The 22,048-nt window shown below is 44.1% G+C and carries 16 protein-coding genes; 9 read left to right on the plus strand and 7 right to left on the minus strand.

Features of this window, described 5'->3' with window-relative positions; all coding sequences use genetic code 11:
• Positions 1 to 251: 251 nt before the first annotated feature.
• From M1L62_RS02865 to M1L62_RS02885, 5 genes are all read right to left on the minus strand, one after another.
• Positions 252 to 1,742 (minus strand): IMP dehydrogenase, encoded by a 1,491-nt coding sequence (locus M1L62_RS02865; protein WP_254411494.1) that lies wholly within the window; start codon positions 1,740 to 1,742, stop codon positions 252 to 254.
• A 1-nt stretch (position 1,743) separates the two neighbouring features.
• Positions 1,744 to 2,205, minus strand: coding sequence for a hypothetical protein (locus tag M1L62_RS02870; RefSeq protein ID WP_254411495.1), 462 nt, complete (start codon positions 2,203 to 2,205; stop codon positions 1,744 to 1,746).
• Between the two features lie 183 nt (positions 2,206 to 2,388).
• Complete coding sequence (locus M1L62_RS02875; protein WP_254411496.1) at positions 2,389 to 5,166, minus strand: TonB-dependent receptor; 2,778 nt, start codon at positions 5,164 to 5,166, stop codon at positions 2,389 to 2,391.
• Positions 5,167 to 5,195: 29 nt separating this feature from the next.
• Positions 5,196 to 7,517: a tetratricopeptide repeat-containing sensor histidine kinase gene (locus M1L62_RS02880; protein ID WP_254411497.1), complete on the minus strand. Its 2,322-nt coding sequence runs from the start codon at positions 7,515 to 7,517 to the stop codon at positions 5,196 to 5,198.
• 382 nt (positions 7,518 to 7,899) lie between these two features.
• Positions 7,900 to 8,403, minus strand: a complete 504-nt coding sequence (locus M1L62_RS02885) for a hypothetical protein (protein ID WP_254411498.1) — start codon at positions 8,401 to 8,403, stop codon at positions 7,900 to 7,902.
• A 373-nt stretch (positions 8,404 to 8,776) separates the two neighbouring features.
• Here M1L62_RS02885 and M1L62_RS02890 point away from each other — a divergent pair, with 373 nt between their 5' ends.
• Positions 8,777 to 8,935 (plus strand): hypothetical protein, encoded by a 159-nt coding sequence (locus M1L62_RS02890; RefSeq protein WP_254411499.1) that lies wholly within the window; start codon positions 8,777 to 8,779, stop codon positions 8,933 to 8,935.
• 8 nt (positions 8,936 to 8,943) lie between these two features.
• On the opposite strand, the gene M1L62_RS02895 is transcribed toward M1L62_RS02890, so the two are convergent.
• Positions 8,944 to 10,428 carry an aminotransferase-like domain-containing protein gene (locus M1L62_RS02895; RefSeq protein ID WP_254411500.1) on the minus strand — a complete coding sequence of 495 codons (1,485 nt, stop codon included), beginning with the start codon at positions 10,426 to 10,428 and terminating at the stop codon, positions 8,944 to 8,946.
• Positions 10,429 to 10,592: 164 nt separating this feature from the next.
• Between M1L62_RS02895 and M1L62_RS02900 the strand changes: the two genes are divergently transcribed.
• From M1L62_RS02900 to M1L62_RS02915, 4 genes are all read left to right on the plus strand, one after another.
• Complete coding sequence (locus M1L62_RS02900; protein WP_254411501.1) at positions 10,593 to 11,102, plus strand: lipocalin family protein; 510 nt, start codon at positions 10,593 to 10,595, stop codon at positions 11,100 to 11,102.
• 96 nt (positions 11,103 to 11,198) lie between these two features.
• A complete protein-coding gene (locus tag M1L62_RS02905; protein ID WP_254411502.1) occupies positions 11,199 to 12,449 on the plus strand; it encodes an asparagine synthetase B in 1,251 nt (416 codons plus the stop codon).
• A gap of 109 nt (positions 12,450 to 12,558) precedes the next feature.
• Positions 12,559 to 13,470 (plus strand): UbiA prenyltransferase family protein, encoded by a 912-nt coding sequence (locus tag M1L62_RS02910; RefSeq protein ID WP_254411503.1) that lies wholly within the window; start codon positions 12,559 to 12,561, stop codon positions 13,468 to 13,470.
• 5 nt (positions 13,471 to 13,475) lie between these two features.
• A complete protein-coding gene (locus tag M1L62_RS02915) occupies positions 13,476 to 14,117 on the plus strand; it encodes a class I SAM-dependent methyltransferase (protein ID WP_254411504.1) in 642 nt (213 codons plus the stop codon).
• Here the strand turns inward: M1L62_RS02915 and M1L62_RS02920 are convergent, their stop codons facing one another.
• Positions 14,118 to 15,596, minus strand: coding sequence for a YfcC family protein (locus M1L62_RS02920; RefSeq protein ID WP_254411505.1), 1,479 nt, complete (start codon positions 15,594 to 15,596; stop codon positions 14,118 to 14,120).
• A 214-nt stretch (positions 15,597 to 15,810) separates the two neighbouring features.
• Between M1L62_RS02920 and M1L62_RS02925 the strand changes: the two genes are divergently transcribed.
• From M1L62_RS02925 to M1L62_RS02940, 4 genes are all read left to right on the plus strand, one after another.
• A complete protein-coding gene (locus M1L62_RS02925; protein WP_254411506.1) occupies positions 15,811 to 18,264 on the plus strand; it encodes a heavy metal translocating P-type ATPase in 2,454 nt (817 codons plus the stop codon).
• A gap of 134 nt (positions 18,265 to 18,398) precedes the next feature.
• The gene (gene ccoS / locus M1L62_RS02930; RefSeq protein ID WP_254411507.1) at positions 18,399 to 18,563 is read left to right on the plus strand and encodes a cbb3-type cytochrome oxidase assembly protein CcoS; all 165 of its coding nucleotides are present in this window, start codon (positions 18,399 to 18,401) and stop codon (positions 18,561 to 18,563) included.
• A 63-nt stretch (positions 18,564 to 18,626) separates the two neighbouring features.
• Positions 18,627 to 20,777: a cytochrome-c oxidase, cbb3-type subunit I gene (gene ccoN / locus M1L62_RS02935; RefSeq protein WP_254411508.1), complete on the plus strand. Its 2,151-nt coding sequence runs from the start codon at positions 18,627 to 18,629 to the stop codon at positions 20,775 to 20,777.
• Positions 20,778 to 20,835: 58 nt separating this feature from the next.
• On the plus strand, positions 20,836 to 21,879 hold the full coding sequence (locus M1L62_RS02940; protein WP_254411509.1) for a c-type cytochrome: 1,044 nt from the start codon (positions 20,836 to 20,838) through the stop codon (positions 21,877 to 21,879).
• Positions 21,880 to 22,048 lie beyond the last annotated feature (169 nt).

The raw sequence follows: 22,048 nt of genomic DNA on the forward strand, positions 1-22,048 counted from the left end.
AAATTCCCAGATGTGAAAATTATCGACGTGAAATGAAACCCTGTTTGGTTATCAGATTTTTCATTTTTTTAATTTGAATCCAAAATTATACCATTCGGTATTATTTTACAAATTATTATCGATTTTATATTGATGGCATGTGTGGCTCTGTCTTTTTTATACCAATCCAAATGGATAAACAAAGAAAAGGAGCTGACCGGCTTATCGCCAGTCAGCTCCTTCATATGTACTTATACTGCTAAATCAGCAGGTTATTCTTTTACAATCACATCATGCGCCCCGCCTTCAACGATACTTACCGAAGACACCAGTGTAATTTTTGCTTTTTCTTTCAGCAACGCGATTGAAATCGTTCCACAGCTGCACATGGTTGATTTAATTTTACCAATTGTCACAGCCAGATTATCTTTCAGACTTCCCGCATAAGGCACATAGCTATCAACACCTTCTTCAAATTTCAGGCCGTCTGCTGTATCTCCCATATCGTAACGCTGCCAGTTGCGGGCGCGGTTTGAACCTTCTCCCCAATACTCCTTCACATAGTTTCCGCCAACCATCAGTTTACGTGTAGGGCTTTCGTCAAAACGGGCAAAATATCTTCCCATCATCAAAAAGTCAGCACCCATTGCCAAGGCCAATACCATGTGGTAATCCTGTGCAATGCCTCCATCCGAGCAAATGGGTACGTAAATACCCGTTTCCTGATAATATTGATCGCGAGCCTCAGCAACTTCGATCAACGCAGTAGCCTGTCCGCGGCCGATACCTTTTGTTTCTCTCGTAATACAGATAGAGCCTCCGCCAACACCCACTTTCACAAAATCCGCTCCGGCTTCAACAAGATATAAAAACCCGTCTCTGTCGACCACGTTCCCTGCTCCTACTTTCACCTTATCACCAAATTGAGTCTTGATGTATTGAAGTGTTTCACGCTGCCAAACCGAAAATCCGTCAGATGAATCAATACAAAGTACATCGGCGCCAGCTTCAACCAAGGCAGGAACTCTTTCTTTATAATCACGCGTATTGATGCCCGCACCGACAACCAATTTCTTCTGAGAATCCGACAGCTCCAACGGGTTGTCTTTATGGTTGTCATAATCCTTGCGGAATACGAAAAACTTGAAGTTATTGTTTTCGTCAATAACCGGAAGGCTGTTCAGTTTGTGGTCCCAGATGATATCATTGGCTTCTTTTAACGAAATACCAAGCTGCGCAGTAACCAGGTTCGAAAAAGGAGTCATGAATTCTTTCACCTTTTTATCCAGGCGATCCGTGCTCGTACGATAATCCCTGCTCGTTACAATACCCAATAACTTACCTTCTGCCGTTCCGTTGTCAGTAATTGCAATAGTAGAGTGGCCGGTTTTTCCTTTCAGCTGAATAACATCCTTCAAAGTATGCTCCTCCGTCAGATTCGCCGTGCTGATCACAAAACCAGACTTATGGTTTTTCACCTTACGGATCATGGCAGCCTGCTCTTCAATACCCTGAGAACCAAAAACAAAAGAAACACCTCCATTTTTAGCTAATGCAATTGCCATTCCGTCATCTGAAACAGACTGCATGATAGCCGATACAAAAGGAATATTTAGTTCAATATCCGGTGTCTGTCCCTTGCTGAATTTTGTCAGCGGGGTTTTCAAAGAAACGTTATTAGGAACACATTCCGCAGTGGTTAATCCGGGAATTAAAAGGTATTCACTGAAAGTCCTTGATGTTTCGTTTAAATACTGGGCCATTTTATTTGTTTTTTAGATTTTTTAGCGCCCCGGTCCGGTACAGTTTACCTATCGAAAAACCACGAACAACAGTATTTACAATACCGGTATTATTAGATTTTCCCAATAAGTGAGCTGATACACAAGAACTAAAACGCGCTGTTTTTTGAAGTTTTGAACTGAGAGAAGAGTCCGTTTCCGGATCCTTTGAAATAAATAAATTTGCTGTCGGAATTTGCCTCAGGATTAAATCAGAGGACTCAGAATATTCCGGCGAAAGATAAAACGCAGGTATTATATTACAAAAAAACCTGACAGTCAGACTATTATCAGGTGTTTCATATTGTTTCAAAATTGCCGTTCTGTGCCCTTGTTGCTTTATTTCTGCAACTTTCCGGCACTGCGGCCCGGGCATTTCAACAATTTTAAAACCTGTTTCCATAAATATATTTATAGAGAACACTATTTCCGGGAAAAAATTCACTTTAAATAAAATATAATTTTTCCACGGACCTATGCACCAATCATTTAACAGGCACAAAGGTTAGACGGTTATGATACTCAACCGGGCGTCCTTTATATAAAGCAACAAAAGTAGTACTTTTTAAAACAGTTTTCACGATTTTGTAATTAGAAAATACTATAAATGCGATTATTCTGTGATTTGTCAACGAAGCATTTCGTCAAAAGTAAGGCTCACGTAATAAATTGCACCTATGGAGGCCGAACCGTATGCCTGATAAACCTGTCGGTTCAGCAAATTATTAGCTCCGACTTTTACCGTGCTTTTTATTGTTGAAAACTTGCAGCTCACCTGCGCGTCTACTGTTGAGAATGCTTTGATTTTACCCGGCCTCATTTCGTTAAATGCGCCATACCAGTCGAAGGTATCCTGCCAATGCCAGGCTACATTAAAACCCATATTTTTATACACTGCCTGATTTCCAAACAAAACATTGGTTCGAAACTTAGGGGTATTAAATGCCGGGACATTACCGGGATTTGCCTTTTTCAGATTAAAAGACGACCATGTGCCATTACCGCCAATTGTATAGTTTTTGGGTAATTGATATGTCAGGCCCAATGTTGCGCCTTGTGTTGCGACTTTATCCGAGGCATTGGTGGTCAGGATAAATGTCTGAACCTGCCCGTTAAAAACTTCTGTTGCCGCCCCGGCATTGACCGATGCACTCTCAGTCAAGACATCCGACTGAGGTCTGACAACGCGGCTGCTCAGGATAAAATCCTTATAAGCGGAATAGTAATAATTTACATCGATCAGCAAATTATTCGCAACCAGACTCTTATAACCAATTTCGAAAGTACGATCTCTTTCAGGTTTTACGTACGCTATGTTGGACTTAACCAGTAAATCTTTATTTCTGCTGATAGCATCAACGGCTATCGATCCGGCCTGTACCGCATTGTTAACCGCTGCGCTGAAAATATTCACCGAAGTATAGGTGAATGAGTTTTCATAAACATTCATCCCCCTGCTATTGGCAGGAACCCCACCCAGAACCGTGACTGTACCCGATGTAAGTTTGATATACTGGTCTACCGGAATAGGGTTACGAAAGCCAGTCTGATAGGATATGCGGAAATTATGATTTTTAGCCACCGTAAACACGGCAGATGCGCGCGGCGTCATTCTCCCCTTAAAGTTCTGATTTTTGTCAAACCGATCTGAAACTGTCAGCTTTAACTTATCCTGCCACATTTTTTTCGAGACCTGAACAAACGCGCCTCCTTCATTGATCGTGATATTTTGATCCTTGTCATCAAACAACGTCCCGTTGGTAAACATATCATAACGGCGAAAATTACCCCCCGCGACAATATCCACAAATTTGATCTGATCCGTAAAATCGTATTGCCCCTCGGCATGATAAAACTTGCTTTTTGTAAAAATCCCTGCTCCGCCCGCACCGTATACTTTTTCCAGCTTTTCCTTCTCTCTGTTGAAATCACCAGATCCGGGAAGATATCTCCCCTCGTCGGCAAAAGCACGTGCTACGGTGTGATTTCCGGCAGAAACATTAAGTACATTTCCTTTAAAAGCAGCCGCATATCTGTCAAACCATGTATTATTTGCGCGGGCCGGCGCCACGACAATTCCATTCAAATCCTTCACCCAGGTCAGATTGATATTCTGCCCCAATGTTCGGGCATTGTAGGTATCGTGCGAATTTTCCATGACAGCATAGGCCCTGACAAAGTATTTCCTGCCTTTCAATTCAACGCGGTGCTGATGCAATGCATAATTATTTAATGAAAAACGGCTGCTCCCCATATGCGCGGCCGTACTTTGCCCATAATTGTACTGATAAACAAATTCCATATTATCATTTGCCCGGTAATGCAGCGCTCCATTGAGTTTTAAACTGTTGGTATTGTAATTCATCAGGTCCCGCTCCTCGTATCCCGTTCTCGATACCCGCCCGATGCCTTCCAGATTTTTCACAACCTCATCTCCGTAAATATTCAGTGCATTTCTTGCCGGATTATTTTCTCCCTTCTGATTCGCAGGCGTCAGCGCATCAACATCCGTGTAATTTGTTGCAAACCAATCCAGTCCTTTAAAATAAGACGCATTGACCTTTAACGCCAGCTTCCGGTTCAGCACTCTCGCGTAGCGCAGCGAAAAATCGTAGAGCCCATGAGGATCGCTGTATTTTTCATTGATATGATTTAGACCACTTTTCAGCTGTACACTCAAGCCGGTATATAAAAACGGGTTTTTCGTTCGCATCATCAAAAGACCGTTGAATGCCACCGGGCCATACAGAGCCGACGCCGAGCCAGGAATCACTTCAACACTTTCCAGGTCCAGCTCCGATGATCCAAACAGGTTACCCACCGGAACATTCAGTCCAGGTGGCTGATTATCTACACCATCAATCAATTGAAGAAAGCGGCTGTTGGATATCGAATTGAAACCGCGGGTATTCACCTGTTTATTGGTTAGGCCAACAGTCGTCAACTCAACGCCTTTCAGATTTTGTAAACCATCATAAAAATTCAGCGACGGTGTTGTCTGAATATCCCGGCTATTCATTTTTTCGACGCTGACTGGTGACTGCAACACATGCTCTTCAACTCTTGATGCGGAAATTACTACCTCGTTCATCCACATGCTATCAGGCTGAAGAACAACCATTAGATTACCGGAAGTGATTTCTGCATCACGGGTTTTATAACCTACACTGGATATGGTTATCAAAAATGGGAAACTCAGAGCTGTTATCAATTCAAAATCACCTTCTTTGTCCGTGATCGTACCGTTAAGTTTCCCCTTAATCACCACAGCTGCGCCAGGAACAGGTTCGCCGGTTTCACTGTTGGTTACGCTGCCACTTATCTTTAAACGCTGACAAAATCCTGATTCAGCATTTAAAAATAAGACAGTAAAAAATATCACGTTGAGCAGTAATCGTTTGATCATAGATTCTGATTTTAGTGTCTTCAAAATTTTCAGGTAATTGCTCCCTCAACCTTTTCATCGGCCAGGGATTTTGAATCAAAACCAACTATTCCTCCCGCTTTAAATGACATTACGATTGTTAAACCGCTGCTGCTTTCAATCTTAAACGTACCTCGCAACTGCCTGCTGAGGCCCTCCATGAGGCTCATACCAAGCGAATTACTTCTTTCCACCTTAAAGTCGGGAGGCAGCCCAACTCCATTGTCCGAGACAGTTAATGATATCATCTGGTCCGGCGTCTGCTTCATCGCTATTTTCACCAAACCTCGTCTTCCGTCCGGAAACGCACTTTTAATCGAATTCGTAATCGCTTCGTTGAGTATCAGCCCTACCGGAACAGCCTGAGAAACATCCAGTTCTATAAAGTCCACATCCAGGTTAAAAAGAATTATCTCACTTGTATCGTAGCTATCGCGCAGATATTCCACGAGTTCGGTGATGTAGGCTGGCATTTCAACCTTTGCCACACTTTTGGATTCGTACAATTTCTGATGGATCAGCGACATGGAATACATCCGGTGCTGGCTGAGCCTTATGGCCTTCAGAGCCGCCTCGTTATCAATAAAAACAGACTGCGTGTTCAGGAGGCTCATAACGATCTGAAGATTGTTTTTTACGCGGTGATGTATCTCTTTTAGCAGCCACTCTTTCTCTTTGAGCAGTTTGCTTTGTTCGGAAATCAAATTTTCGAGTGAGATATTTTTCTGATTAATAACCTCCTGCTGTGCCTGTAATTTATTGTGGCTATGCCGTTTGGTCCTGTAACGATTGTAACCCATGCCCATGATCAGCAGCAAAATGATAACCCCGGCAATAATAATATTTCTTGCCAGCGCAGTACTTTGGAGCTGCCCCTGATTGATGAGCAATTTGATATCCCTTTCTTTTTTCTCGGTTTCGTACTTGATCTGTAATTCTTCAATTTGCCTGCTTTTGGTTTCATTGAAGACGGAATCCTTCAAAGAAGCGTGTTTATGAAAATGACCAATAGCATCGACATAATTTCCCGCCGCAGAATCCATTTTAAAGCGCATCAAATGTGCCCTTTGCAATACCGAAACGGGAACGATTCCCGGAGCCGCTCCCAGGACAAGAGCGAAATAGTAATCTGCTTTTTCATAACGCCTGATATCAAAATAGAACTTCGCGATGGCATAATGTTGATAAACAGCCCTGATTTCTCCTATTTTTTTGCTCCATTCAGCCATTTCTACAAAATACTGCTCAGCAAGCGCCTGCTGTTTCAACGCATTGTAGCAGTGTCCAAAACTTTCCGCAATGATCGCTTTATTGATAGGATATTCCGGCGGATGCTTTTTTACCTGATCCTTTAAAAAAACAAGCGCCTTTTGCCCCTTTCCCTGCATGATCGAAACCCTGACCGTGTTACGGACTATCGCAGAATACAGATACTCAAACTCCCCTTTTCTTTCAACTACGGCCAGTGACTTTTGATAGTTTAGCAAACTTTTATCGTAGTCGCCCATATCCCGGTAAATATTCCCAAAGTAAAAATGAACCACATCCAGATTATAATCTCCCTGCCTGCCCTCTGCATTTTTCACGGCTTCCATACCGTAATAGAGAGCCTTATTAAAATTCCCACGAAAATAATTGACCGCCATAAGGCCACTGTAAACATCCTTGACCATAGCTGCCCGACCGGTTTTCTGCAATGCCAGCGCCTGTAAATATTCATTCTCCGCAAGCTTTAAATTCCCTTGCTGCAAGGCATTAAAATCAGCCATTTGAATCAAAATACCTGATTCTTTATCCTTATCAGATATTTGTTTTGCGATGGACAATGCCGTTTTAAAACATGTCATCATTTCCAAAAAATTGGCTTCATTAGCCAGTTGAGGAGAAAAATGGGCCTTAATACTCATAAAACCCTGCCCAAAACGAAACCAGGTTTGTGCTTCACCCGCCTTGTCTCCGGTATTCTGGTAATTTCGGATTACCCGCATAAATGCCGCCCGACCATTTTTCAAGTCGCCCTTGCGCAATTGAGCACTTCCCAGCAAACAAAGCGATTCATGCCAATAATAAATGAGTTTAAGCGAGTCGCTTAAACGATAAGCCTGACGTAAAACGCTAAGTGCGCTGTCCGTATTTCTATCGTCATTACCCGGCCTTGAAAGGTATAAATTTCCCGATTTTAAGAGCTGACTTATCTGACTGGTATCCGCACTGACCGATTTCACGTGCCTGTTCAGTCCCCTGCGTGGATGTCCGCTGCGGGCCGGGCAAACCACTATTATGACGAAAAAGAAAATTACGAAAGCCAGTATTTTGTGCAAATGCCTCCACATACCTGATAAATTAGCATTGTTCAATCCCCCAAACCAATGGTAAACATAAACTCATTTCACCACCGCGCCCTGCACAATGAGTGATCCTGGTTTAAAACTATTCATTTAAAGCATTGAAAATAACTACGCTGCCGGCTGGAAATGGCAAATCGATGAAATCGACAACAAAAAAAGTAATCCGTACAACAAGTTTTGCAAAGGTGAGGTACCTTATTCTATACAACCGCCTTCAGGATGAAGCCCCGGAAGAATGATCGGCAGACACAGCATAACATCGAAACTGCAAAGGCCGCATACGAAACCTTTACATATATACGTAAATCGAATAAAAACGAATACTAAAAAAAAGCAGTGGGGCTGCTTGCAGCAACTATCTCAAATATTAATAGCCGTAGGCGACAACGACCTCCATTTTGTTATGTTCCGATGGTTCAATTCTGCCATCATAACCGTTAACCAGAATAACATGCGCGCCCATATCCGCGGCCTGCTTTTTCATCTTTTCAACCTCTTTTGAGTCGAAACTGGCTGTTCCATGAGATTCCCTGCCCGACTTGACCTTAATTTCTCCTTTCTTTATCAGCCCTACCACCGAAAGCGGATTGCTCGTCAAAACGATTTTTTTCCAGTCATCATGGCCGTTCACAACAATTTTCTGGCTGATTAGCTCTACTCTACCTGACTTATAAATGATTTTTTCAACTTCTGCTTTACCCAGTTTGCCGGAGCTATTTTCTCCCGGACTCGTATAAACTACAACGCTTTCTGTGACATAGTTAACCTTCGCTTCCAGCTTTGATCCGTTATGTTTAACAATAATATCCTGCGCAGAGGCAAATTGTAAAGAACCAAAGGCAATCACCAAGCTTAATAAAAAATAATTCACGTCAACGAGTTTAGGGTTATAATATTTTCACAAATATATTAATAGAATTTTTTCTACGAAAATATTTATTAATAATATGATAATATAAACAAACAGGTAAAAAATATTATTATAAAAATTAAAAATAAAACTATTCAAATAGGAAATTGTCTCGACTCATTTAAAAATTAAATTCTATAATAGAATTTGACTATCCCTGGTATTAGTACTATAAAGCCACTGCCGCTAAATCAATTCTTCGAGGTAATTATTAAAATGTTGGTATATTTGACCAAAACTCCCGCTCAACGCTATATTCTTTCAGAAATCCGCTTTCAGAAACTATTTCTGATTCGGGAAAGTCAATGCCCATAAGGTCATCCCCCTTCTCTAAATGAATAAGATAGTTGAGATCCTGATTAAAGGAATTGTTACCGTTATATGGTTTATTGCCACCGTGGTTACTTCGGTTATTCTTTCACCGTTTATTTTTATCGGATGGATATCCAATTTGCTGACCAAGCCAGGCAAAGACGACGACCAACTTGAATAATATTAAACTCAAATTTTCTCTACTGCCTGTTTTAATATTTTTACGGCCTGCTCCATTTCACTTACCGTTAAATTCCCAAAACCAAGGCGCATCGCTGTCACATTTTCGGTTTGGTACAAAAGCTTTTGCGGCAAATGAAGGTGTTGCGCCAGACAATTTTTACTGATCCGCATCAGGTTCAGGTCCGGATTCCATTTCGTCCAGATCGACAAACCGCCGGGTGGTGCAGCAAACGAAACATACTCGCCCAGCTCCGCATTTAAAAGCTGACAAAATGAATCTCTGCGCTCCTGGTATATTTTAAGCGCCTTTTTGAGGTGACGCTGTATTTCACGCTCTTCAAGCAATTCCCCAAGCGCCTGCTCCATCAGCATATCTCCCTGCCGGTCTACAATCCGTCTGAATTTCCCCAGTTCCTGAATGAGATCTTCCGGCGCCACCAGATAACCCGAGCGAAAACCGGGAGCCAGTGAATTACAAAATGAGCCAATATAAACCACCATACCATGCCTGTCGGCGCTGGTCAGCGGCAAAACCGGACTGCTGTTGTAATGAAAATCGTAGTCATAATCATCTTCCAGAATAATAAAGCCATATTGAGCAGACAGACTTAAAAGTTCAAGCCGCCGCTCTGCGCTCAGCGTAACGGTCGTCGGATAATGGTGATGCGGTGTCAGATAAAGCATCCGGATCTTCCGCGTTTCACAAAGTTTCCTGATCGCCTCGACTGAAATCCCGTCCTCATCCACCGGAACAGAAATAATGCTGGCCCCGGCTTCCTGAAAGATCATGTTGGCAACATAATAACTCAGATCGCCGACAACAACCAGATCTCCGGTTTCGATCAGCATATTGGAGGCCAGATAAATACTCATGTGTATCCCTCTGGTCGTAAGAATATTCCGTTTTGTGATATGCAGACCGCGCGTATTGTTCAAATAATGCGCCAGCGTTTCCCGGTAATATTCATTGCCTTCCACATGTGAGTATCCGAAATGTTTATGGCTGCTTTTTCTTTTGAGGATGCCTCCGTAAACTTTCGCCAGCCTGTCAAGCGGGGCCAAACGAATATCCGGAAGCCCGTCCGTAAATTCCAGCACCGAACCTGTGCTTACCGAAGGTTTGTCAAGCAGAATATTCTGTTTGAAATGAAACCCGGTTTGCTCCGGATAACTTGTAAGAAACTCAGTGTTATACTTTAACGAATCGGACCTTTTCGCCGGCGATTTACTACTCACGAAAGTCCCTTTATTAGGTTTGATTTCTGTCCAGCCCTGCGCATTCAGCTCATCATAAACGGCAATGATGGTTTTACGATGGACTTCCAGCTCCTGCGATAAAGCCCTTGAACCCGGTAATTGAATTCCAGGCGTAAGCACACCCCGCTGAATGGCGTTGATCATCTGATGGACGATCTGAAGATAAACGGGGGTATCAAGAAGCCGGTCGATGATGACCATGCTTTTAAAGGGAATCTGAACCGGACTACTCATGATACAAAAATATAAAACTTTAACCATCCGGTATCAAATCTCCGAAAATTCATCAACAGCCCAACTGGTGATCACAACTTATAGCTCTTAGAAAGTTGGGCATTTTTCAATTTAAACCCATCCAATCCGATTCAGATACCGTATATCCCGAAAACAGCAACGCTATGAAACTGATTTTTTCCATACTTTTCATTTGCTTTTTGAGCGCGTTTCGCATTCCAAACGAGACTGTGGGTAAGGTTGATCTGAATCATTATGCCGGAACCTGGTATTCATTGTATTCCATTCCGTCTATATACGATAAGGGAAGCAGAGAGACGACCGGAAAATACAGCTGGAATGACAAGGGTGGTTATTACGACGTAATTACTTCATACAAAAAACCGGGCAGCGAAGAAGTTCACGCAATCAGCTCCAAGGTTTATCAGGTACCGGGAACAAACAATGCCAAAATGAAAGCCCAGTTTGTGTGGCCTTTCAAGATCGACTATTGGATCATTGAACTCGCTGCCGATTATTCCTACGTCGTCGTTGGCCATCCCGAGCATAAGTTCCTGTTTATAATGAGCCGGAAAAAATCCATCGATAAAAAGCTATACAGCGATATCGTCGCCCGTTGTGAAGCCAAAGGTTATGACGTGTCCAGACTTGCCTGCCAGAACCACAAAGAATAATTTATTCAACTGAATTTCAGATGGATAAATTGATTTTTATTCATTAAATTTGATTCTACTGAAATATCAAATTTGGTGACTTTACCGGTGTTGGCTATGATCAAAAGATTTCTACCCATCCTGCTGGTTTTCCTTTCGTCGGTATCCCTGGCGAATTCGCTGCTGATTCCCATGGATCAGACGCAAACCAATCATCTTAAAGCCTATGGCCTGGTTTACACCCTGCTAAAAGATCAGAACGAGGTTGATTGGCTGCTCAATTATCGCGGAGGAAGTTTTATGCTCCGACACACGCAGGCCATAGAACGGGAATGTAAACTGCGGGCGATTTCTTTTGAAGTGATATCCGATGCTTCCAGCCAGTTGATCGTCAGCAAAATCGCCGATCCGGATGTGAACATGGAAGTGATCAAGCTCTATACAGCTGCCAGAATTGCGGTTTACTCGCCCGTCAAAATCAGCCCATCCGAATTCGAAAATACAGACGCTGTTCTGCTCGTGCTGAAATATGCAGAAATTCCCTTTGAAGTGATTTATGACGAAGAGATAATAAAAGGTGATTTGCCCAAATACGACTGGCTTCATTTGCACCACGAAGACTTCACCGGCCAGTTTGGCAGAAATCTAAGACGGATGTCGCCAGGCGATATTCAGGCTCAGGAAGCCATCGCAAGCCGGTTTGGTTACAGCAAGGTCTCGCAGATGAAACTGGCCGTGGCTAAATCCATTAAGGAATTCTGTGCGGGAGGCGGATTTTTGTTCGCCATGTGTTCCGGCGCCGAAACTTTCGACATTGCATTGTCAGCCGAAGGAATCGATATTGTCGACGGGACCGACGGCGACGGATTTGATCCGAACGCACAATCGAAGCTTGATTTTTCAAGAACATTCGCTTTTCAGAATTTCAAACTTCATCTGGATGATGATGAAGGAAGCTCGTTCTCGGATATTAATGCAACGGGTGGACGGTCGTGGTACAGCGAAAATGAAGACTATTTTTCACTTTTTGATTTTTCCGCCAAATGGGATATCATTCCTTCCATGCTGGTTCAAAACCATGAACATATCATCCGTGAATTTTTTGGTCAGACCAACGCATTTACCAAAGGGACCGTAAAACCGAGCGTACTCGTGATGGGAACCAGCAGCAGCTCCGACCGCTATATTTATGGAGAACTGGGTCGCGGCCAATGGACATTTTACGGCGGCCACGATCCGGAAGGACGTCGTGGCGGAAACCGGAGAATGGCAACGGACCTGAATCTTTACCCGAACTCACCCGGTTACCGACTTATTCTCAATAACGTCCTCTTTCCCTCAGCCAAAAAGAAGAAGAGAAAAACGTAAGACGAACTATGTTTAATTCCGTGCAGCAAATCCGGATCCTTAACTTTAAATTGATATATTCCTGATAATAGAATACTTTCAGATTTCGTAACGGAATCTGGAATTTAACGTGGGCAAGAAAATTATCGAGTTTATCTTTTTTGGGAATTATTTTGTCGGATTGCTCGCGGTCGCGCTTTCTCTGGAAAACGCATTTCAACTCCAGTTACATTTCAATTCGATATTTTATTACCTCCTGCTGTTTACAGGGACGGTGATGTACTACACTTATGCCTATTCGGGCATCCAAAGTACGACAAAATCTGTCAATCCCAGGACCATATGGTACGCCCGGCATCACGACTTTATTAAATACAGCCAGCCCGTTTTGCTGCTGATTTGCCTGACATTATCGCTGATCCTGCTTCAAAGATATTACCTCAACATTGTTCATTTACCCATAAAATACTGGCTGATCATCCTCTTGATCTCCCTGGCAGCTATTCTTTATTACGGACTGCTGCCCAAATCTTTTTTGAAAGTCAACCTCCGAAACACCGGCTGGCTGAAAGCCTTCATCATTGGTTTTGTCTGGGCCTGTTGTGTTAATTTGCTTCCGCTGGTGGTTTTGCAGATTGAACGCGGCAGCTATTATGCCGACCCGGTTCTTACTTTGTGGCTTTTCCTTAAAAACTGGATGTTCTGCACGGTGAACGCCATTATGTTCGACCTGAAAGATTACGAAGATGACTCCAACCAGCAACTGAAAACTTTCGTAGTGCGTTATGGCTTGCAAAAAACCATATGTTTTGTCCTGACTCCCTTATTGCTGATCGGGCTTTTATCCCTGCTCACCTTTGCCCATTTCAGGCATTTTAAATTAATCGTTTTGTCGTTTAACCTGATACCTTTTTTTCTGATGCTGGCCGTTGCATGGACCATGCTGCGGCATAAGAAAATCCTGTATTATCTGATCGTCATTGATGGTTTGCTGCTGGTAAAGGCACTCTGCGGCATCGCGGGCTCACAATTTATTCATTAACCCATATGTCGGCAAATCCGGATTTCAATGCAGTTGCCCGCCCTTACGACTTCATGAGCCGGCTGGTTTACGGAAACGCGCTGGTCGAATCACAGGTGAGCTTACTGAAATATATCCCGGCCAACAGTCGCATTCTCATTGTCGGCGGCGGGACCGGATGGATTTTGGAAGCTATTGCAAAAATTCATGATGCCGGATTGGAGATAACTTATGTGGAAGTCGCATCGTCCATGATCGCTTTATCCCAAAAACGGGAAACCGGACAAAACAAAATAATCTTCATCCATAAAACGATCGAAGATTATCAGACCAACCAGCCTTTCGATGTGATCATCACGCCTTTTTTCTTCGATCTTTTCACAGAAAATAAAGTAAAAACCTTATTCCATGGACTCGACGAACAACTTAAAACGGGCGGATTATGGCTTTACACTGATTTCATACCCGATAAATACCAAACCCGGTTATGGCAGAAAATGCTTTTAAAAGCCATGTATTTTTTTTTCGGATTTCTGAGCAAAGTAGAAGCGCGCCAGCTCACCAACATGGACCAATACTTTGAAAAAAAATACGTTACGGTCAATCAAAACTGGTTCTACGGAAATTTTATCAGAAGTAATATTTATAAAAAACAATCCTCAGTCTGATTAAAATACCAGCCACAATACGCTAAAAAGAAACAACATGCAGATTACCGGCCAGATAAATTTCCACCATGCTTTCGGACTTACATTCGCCAGCGCCAGCGAAGGCAGAAGCATACCTGTTGGTGTTATCAAACCCATGATGCCCATCCCAAACAGATAACTGTTTACAATGTTTTTTCCCGGTACGCCGGCTACAAAAGCCAGGGAGCCCAGGATGGGCATCGTCACCACCGCCATACCGGACGACGAAGGGATTATCAGCGTCAGCACCATGTAGATGATCAGTAGCGAGACGATAAAAAGAGCAGGGGGCATTTGATTGACCAGCATCGAAGCGTAGTACAAAATGGAACCGCTGACATTTCCGGCATCCAGAATGGTGGTCACCCCTCTTGCAACGCCGATAATAAAAGCAACACCAAGCAAACTCTCGGCGCCTTTTATAAATTTTTCCATAAACTCCCTTTCACCCATACGCATCACCACGGCGACCGCCACCGCTGCAACGACAAACAGGGCTGACATTTCCAGCAGCCACCAGTCCAGAAACACAACACCTGCAATAAGGGTGGTAAAAGTAACGGCGAAAAGAAGAAGCAAAATGATCGTCCGCCGGTCAAGGGGCTGTATTTTGCTGTTTTCATCAATAACCGGATAAGGTGACGCTACAATTCCGTCGGTACGATAAACCAGTGAGGCCGTCGGATCTTTTTTTACCTTTTGCGCGTAACGGACCAAGTATGCAATGAAAATTCCGGTGGTGATAACCAGAATAACTAACCTTCCGTAAAGTCCATCCGTCCAGTTGATACCCGCCGCATTGGAAGCGATAATGGTTGAAAATGGATTAGAAAATGACGAGAAATACCCAAGCGTATTGCCGCCATGGATCACCGCCACCGGAACCAGCAGGTCGTAACCAGCGGCAAGAAATAGCGGGATCAGAACCGGGTAAAAAACCAGAGCCTCCTCTGCCATCCCGAACGACGAACCGCCCAGTGAAAACAGGAAGGTCAGCACGATGATGAGCCAGGCCTCATGGCCTTTCATCCGGTAAGAAAGAGCGATCAGTGCCTTGTCCATGGCGCCGGAGGAATAGAAAACATTGATAAATCCACCGATCATCAAAATAAAAAGGATAATATCGACCGTGTCATAAATGCCTTTGAGCGGAGCCTGGATCACCTCCACAATCCCCTGCGTATTCGAGGGAAGCCGCTGATAACTTCCGGGTACAGAAACCGGTTTTTTAATATCTCCGCTGGCAAACTTTTCTAGTTTTATGAGAATATGCAGACTGTCCAGCGTGTGTTGCGTAAATGGCAGACTAACCGCTTTTTCTTTTGAACTCAGTTCAAAATGCTCCCCCGAATGATAGGCCAGGGTATCATATTTCCCGGCCGGCAGCAACCAGGTTGTCGCAGCTGCCAGAATAATGACAAACATCAATATGGTTATCGGCGTCGGAAGTTTTTTCAAAGAAGGCATTGGTGACGGCTTAGGCGGTACGAAAGTACGAGTTTAAGTAAAATCAGAGGATAATGCTATAACCCTGAACACTTCCTTATCTGCACGACTTGTAAAATACTGATCAAAGTCATTCAACTTCCCAACGCAGGTCATCTTCTCTCCCGCCCCAATCTGCCAAATTTGATCATCGTTTCACAAGAATATATCTCATCAAACTCAACCCATGAAAGCTGATTTAAATGGTACTTTTGAAAATCCTGTCCATGAAAAACATACCTGTTTTCATTGCGGTGAAGCTTGTAAGGACGAAGTGATACTTTTTGACGATCATCAGTTTTGCTGCGAAGGGTGCTCGGTCGTTTATGATTTGCTGAAAGAAAATGATCTGTGCGGTTATTACAACATCGACGGCGCTCAGGGAATTTCTCCGGACGTCTCCTATTTTTCCGGCAAATACGATTATCTGGATCTCCCTGAAATAACCGAAAAACTGCTCGAATTTACGGATGGAAAACTTTCCAGGGTTAACCTGCTGGTTCCGAAAATGCATTGCAGTTCGTGCATCTGGCTATTGGAACAATTGCACCGGTTGAATCCCGCCATCCGCAGCTCCGTTGTTAACTTCCCTGAAAAGAAAGTCCGGATTACTTATGACGCGCAGCAAATCAGGCTCAGCCAGCTCGCCGAGCTGATCACTAGGATCGGTTATGAACCTTACATCAGCCTGAATGACGTTGAAGGCAAACAGATCAAAAAGTGGAACCGCACACGGCTTTACAAAATCGGTATTTCCGGTTTTGCATTTGGCAATATCATGATGCTCAGCTTTCCCGAGTACTTTCATTTGAGTGAGAGTATCTCCGACCAAAGCCTCGGCAATCTGTTCAGTATCTTGAATCTGGCGTTAAGTCTTCCCGTTTTTTTCTATTGTGCTTCCGATTTTTTCAAATCTGCATGGTCTGCTTTGAAAGGAAGATACCTAAACATTGACGCTCCGATTGCTCTGGCCTTGCTTTGCGTTTTCCTGACCAGTTTATATCAAATTATCACCCAAACGGGACCGGGTTACTTTGATTCCCTGGCCGGAGCGGTATTTTTCATGCTGATCGGACGTTATTTTCAGGATAAAACCTACGCAGGAATTTCATTTGACCGTGACTACAAATCCTATTTCCCCGTTGCGGTGACAGTTTTAAAAGACGGGGCAGAAACCCGGGTCCCCATTACCGAACTGCGATCGGGAGATCATATGCTCGTCCGCAATCAGGAACTGATTCCAGCCGACGCCGTTTTACTCAGCCCGCGTGCGCTCATCGATTACAGTTTTGTATCTGGTGAAGCCGAACCGATTGAGCGAAAAGCCGGTGATACGATTTATGCGGGAGGGAAACAGACAGGATTGTCTGTTGAACTAAAAGTACTGCGCGAAGTTTCCCAGAGTTATCTGACACAACTTTGGAACAATGATACTTTTGCACGTGACAAAGAAAACCAAAACCAGACCCTTGCAGCGCGGATTAACAAATATTTTTCTGTTATCGTACTGGCTATCGCCGTGCTGACTTTCCTGGTCTGGGCCCTGGTCTTAAAAAATACAGAAGTCGCTTTTAACGCATTTACAACCTCTCTGCTGGTGGCCTGCCCCTGCGCTTTGCTACTGTCTTCCACTTTTACGAATGGAAATTTATTAAGTCTGTTTGGCAAAAACCGTTTTTATCCAAAAAACGCCCACGCCATTGAAAGGCTATCACATATTGATACCGTCGTTTTTGATAAAACCGGAACCATTACGCAGGTGAACGACGCAGAAGTGGAATTCATCGGAAAACCTTTGACAGAAGATGAGCTGGTCATGATCAAAACACTTGCGATCCAATCCTCTCATCCACTGAGCAGAATGCTCGTTAAGAAACTAGATGATACCACGGCAAGCCGCCGTACGCTGTCACATTTCCAGGAAATGGAAGGTGCAGGGATTAAAGCTTTCTGGGGTAAAACGGAGGTAAAGCTAGGGTCGGCCAAATGGGTGGGCAGCGCCAGTCTGATTGAAAAAACGGATAATGCCTCCCATGTTTACGTAGCAATCGATGGCAACATCCGGGGTTATTTCATGCTAAAAAGCAAATACCGCCCCGAGCTCGAAAAGACAGTGAAAGTTTTACAGGATAAGGGTTTCGGAACCTACCTTTTGTCGGGGGATAAACCTACGGATAAAAGCCTTCTGGCCCCCGTTTTTGGAAATGAGTCACATCTTTTATTTGATCAAAAACCGGAGCAGAAACTTCACTTTATTAAAAACCTTCAGCAAGCTCAGCAAAAAAATGTGCTGATGATCGGCGACGGGCTGAATGATGCCGGAGCACTGCGCCAAAGTGATGTTGGTCTGGCGGTTTCTGATGACATCAATAATTTTTCTCCGGCTTGTGACGCGATCGTCGAAGGTAATCAGCTGATCCGTCTTCCGGCATTTATCAACCTCGCCAAATCCGGACAGAAAATCATAAAACTCAGTTTTGCTATCTCACTGCTTTACAATGTCTTTGGGCTCACCTTCGCCATATCCGGAAAGTTATCACCCGTTATTGCAGCGATACTCATGCCTGTGAGCTCCATCACCATCGTACTGTTTACCACGATAACGAGTAACCTCGCGGCCCGAAAATGGTTAAAAAACTGACAAGCATCAGTAAAAACACCGGATAAAAGTCATCGTTCGACACGCCTTCAACCGGTAGTTTTGACATATGAAATCACTTACCTTCCACTTCCACAAAGATCAGATTATCAAATAATTACAAAACATTCATTCTCATGAGCGCACTGTATCTTTTAATCATCGCCAGCTTATTGGTAGCCCTCGGCTTTCTTGGCGCATTTATCTGGTCGGTGCGCCGCGGTCATTTTGACGACGACTACACACCATCGGTTCGGATCCTACTGGATGAAAACGAATCTGGTCAAACTGTTTCAAAATAACCGGTCACCCTTAGAACAAGAACATATTACCCAAATTTATTCACCATTCTCCCACTCAAAATTATGTCAAACCATCCTAATCCAGCTATCTCATCTGTCGGGCTGGACGAGTTTCAATATGACAACCGGATTGTTCGGAACTTTGCCATTGCTACAATCCTGTTTGGACTTATCGGTATGCTCGTTGGGCTTCTGGCAGCTTTTCAGCTTGTATTTCCTAATCTGAATCTGGATTTACCTTATACAACTTTCAGCCGGATCCGCCCGCTGCATACCAATGCGGTTATCTTCGCGTTCGTCGGAAATGGATTTTTCACCGGTTTGTATTATTCCGCTCCCAGGGTTTTACGTACACCCATGTGGAGTCCGGCGCTTAGTCGTTTCCATTTCTGGGCCTGGCAGTTTATCATTGTTTGTGCCGCCATTTCTTTGCCCATGGGCTTAACGACATCCAAAGAATATGCCGAACTGGAATGGCCATTGGATATCGCCATCGCAGTGGTTTGGGTTTCTGCCCTGATCAACCTGGTTATGACTACCATCAACCGTCGTGTTGAGCATATCTATGCAGCTGTCTGGTTTTACATTGCTTCTTTCGTTACCGTTGCTATGCTTCACGTGGTGAACAGCATGGCGCTGCCGATATCTTTTTTCAAAAGTTATTCTATGTACGCTGGTGTGCAGGATGCTTTGGTGCAGTGGTGGTACGGACATAATGCCGTGGCCTTTTTCCTGACAACACCCTATCTCGGGCTGATGTACTACTTTTTACCCAAAGCAGCCAATCGCCCGGTTTATTCCTATCGCTTATCGATTGTGCATTTCTGGTCTCTGATTTTCCTTTACATCTGGGCAGGTCCTCACCATTTGCTTTACACCTCCCTTCCCGAATGGGCTCAGACACTGGGAACTGTCTTTTCTGTGATGCTAATTGCTCCTTCCTGGGGAGGGATGATGAACGGACTGATGACCCTGCGAGGCGCCTGGGACAAAGTGCGGGAAGATGTAGTGCTGAAATTTTTCGTCGTGGCGATCACCGCCTACGGTATGGCTACGTTTGAAGGTCCGATGTTATCCTTTAAAAATGTAAACGCCATTGCGCATTACACCGACTGGATCGTTGCCCACGTGCACGTAGGTGCGCTGGGATGGAACGGCTTTCTGACGTTTGGTATGTTATACTGGCTTTTCCCACGTCTGTACAACCGTCCATTGTTTTCACCCAAACTGGCAAATTTCCATTTCTGGATCGGAACGCTTGGGATACTTTTTTATACCATTCCAATGTATTGGGCCGGCTGGGTTCAGAGCTCGATGTGGAAAGAGTTTACACAGGAAGGCTTGCTGAAATACCCTAATTTTCTGGAAACGGTTACTCAGCTTGCTCCGCTCTATTTCCTGCGCAGTGTAGGCGGTACTTTGTACATCATCGGGTTTGTCGTGATGATCTACAACTTATGGATGACAGCCTTAAAAGGCTCATTGTCCCAGACTGAAACGGCCAAAGCCATGCCTTTGTCAGCGATCTGGCAGCCTGCTAAAAACGAATACTGGCACCGCAGACTACTGGAACGCAAGCCGCTTGCGATTACGATTTTTGCCCTGGTAGCCGTTGCGATCGGTGGGATGATTGAAATGATCCCAACTTTTATGATTGAATCCAATGTGCCAACCATTGCCAGCGTAAAACCATATAGTCCGCTTGAACTTCAGGGCCGCGATATTTATGTGAGAGAAGGCTGTTACGTATGTCACACCCAGATGATCCGCCCTTTCCGCTCAGAAATCGAGCGTTATGGTGAATATTCGAAGTCAGGGGAATTTGTATATGACTACCCGCACCAATGGGGTTCTAAACGTACCGGTCCGGATTTACACCGCTTAGGCGCCAAATATCCTGACTCCTGGCATTACAACCACATGGAAGATCCGACCTCCATGTCGCCCGGATCGATTATGCCACGGTATGGTTGGCTGCTTGAAAATGATCTGGATACCACAACTACGGTTGCGAAAATCCGTGCCATGCAAACACTGGGTGTGCCTTACGAAAAAGGTTATGAGCTGATAGCCAACGCGGAGCTGCATAAACAGGCAAAAGATATCCAGGGGAGGTTAAAACAAAGTGGCATCAAGGCCAATGAAAACAAAGAGATCATTGCTTTGATTGCTTATCTGCAACGTCTTGGGACTGATATAAAAACGAATAAGTGATTCTTCCAGCGCATAGGCGACCGGCCGGCTCGCCTATGCATCCAAATTCATTCACATTATGAAATTTCGAAACTATCTTGAAACCATTGCGGGTGTGGAAATTTTCCCGCTGATTTCACTGCTCATATTCTTTTTGTTTTTTATCGGGCTGCTTATCTACGTTTTCCGTTTGGATAAAAAATCGGTGGACGGTATGAAAAGCATTCCATTGAATGACGGAAGCCTGAAAAAAGGCATTCTCTCTGTCGTATTTTTAACCTTGTTATCATCCACGGCTTTCGCACAAGAGCAAACCGAACCGATCCGAGCCATTTCCGGCACCGACATTTTGCTGATCATGTTACTGGGTGTGCTGTTTTTTGTGATGGTGCTGGTGATTATACTTTTGGTCAATGCGCTGTCTGTTTTACGGGAAGTCACCAATGCAAATCCTGAAAAAGCGGCAAAGTCATTTCTAAATATTGGCTGGTGGAAAAACTTCGGCGGTGTCGGCGTCTCGTTGCATGACGAAAAACAAATCCTTATCGATGGCCACGATTACGACGGAATTCAGGAACTCGACAACCGGATGCCACCCTGGCTGCAATCTTTGTTCGTTGCCACGATCATCATAGCAGCCATTTATTCCACGTATTATTTCAGCGGACTCGGTGATTTGCAAATTGCTGAGCTGGATAAGGAAGTTGCACAGGCAGAAATTGCTAAAAAAGCATATCTCGAAAAAGTAGGTTCCAGTATGGACGAAAACACAGTAACAGCCATTTCGGAAGCGGCAGGAATTGATCAGGGGAAGGCAATTTTTCAGGAAAAATGTACGGCCTGTCACGGACCGGAAGCCGGCGGAAGTGTGGGTCCCAATTTAACGGATGATTACTGGCTTCACGGCGGAGGGATCAAGAATTTGTTCAAAGTGATTAAATACGGTGTGCCCGAAAAAGGAATGATATCCTGGGAGAAGCAGCTTTCTCCAACCGATATTCAAAAAGTAGCCAGTTATGTATTAACGCTGAAAGGGACCAAGCCGGCTAACGCGAAAGAACCTCAGGGCGATTTATACGAGGAAGGAAAAAGCAGCGGAGACAGCACACTTGCAAAAAAGTAGTCAGCGGTCAGCGGTCAGCGGTCAGCGGTCAGCGGTCAGCGGTCAGCGGTCAGCGGTCAGCGGTCAGCGGTCAGCGGTCAGCGAAGAAAAATCGCCCCTCGGCCTTTACTACTCATCTGATATAAAATATTTTCTATAAATCTCAGCAGCAAGCCTTTCTTACAGCATA

Origin of the sequence: Dyadobacter diqingensis, from assembly GCF_024220585.1 — a bacterium.
GTDB classification, from domain to species: Bacteria; Bacteroidota; Bacteroidia; order Cytophagales; family Spirosomataceae; genus Dyadobacter; species Dyadobacter diqingensis.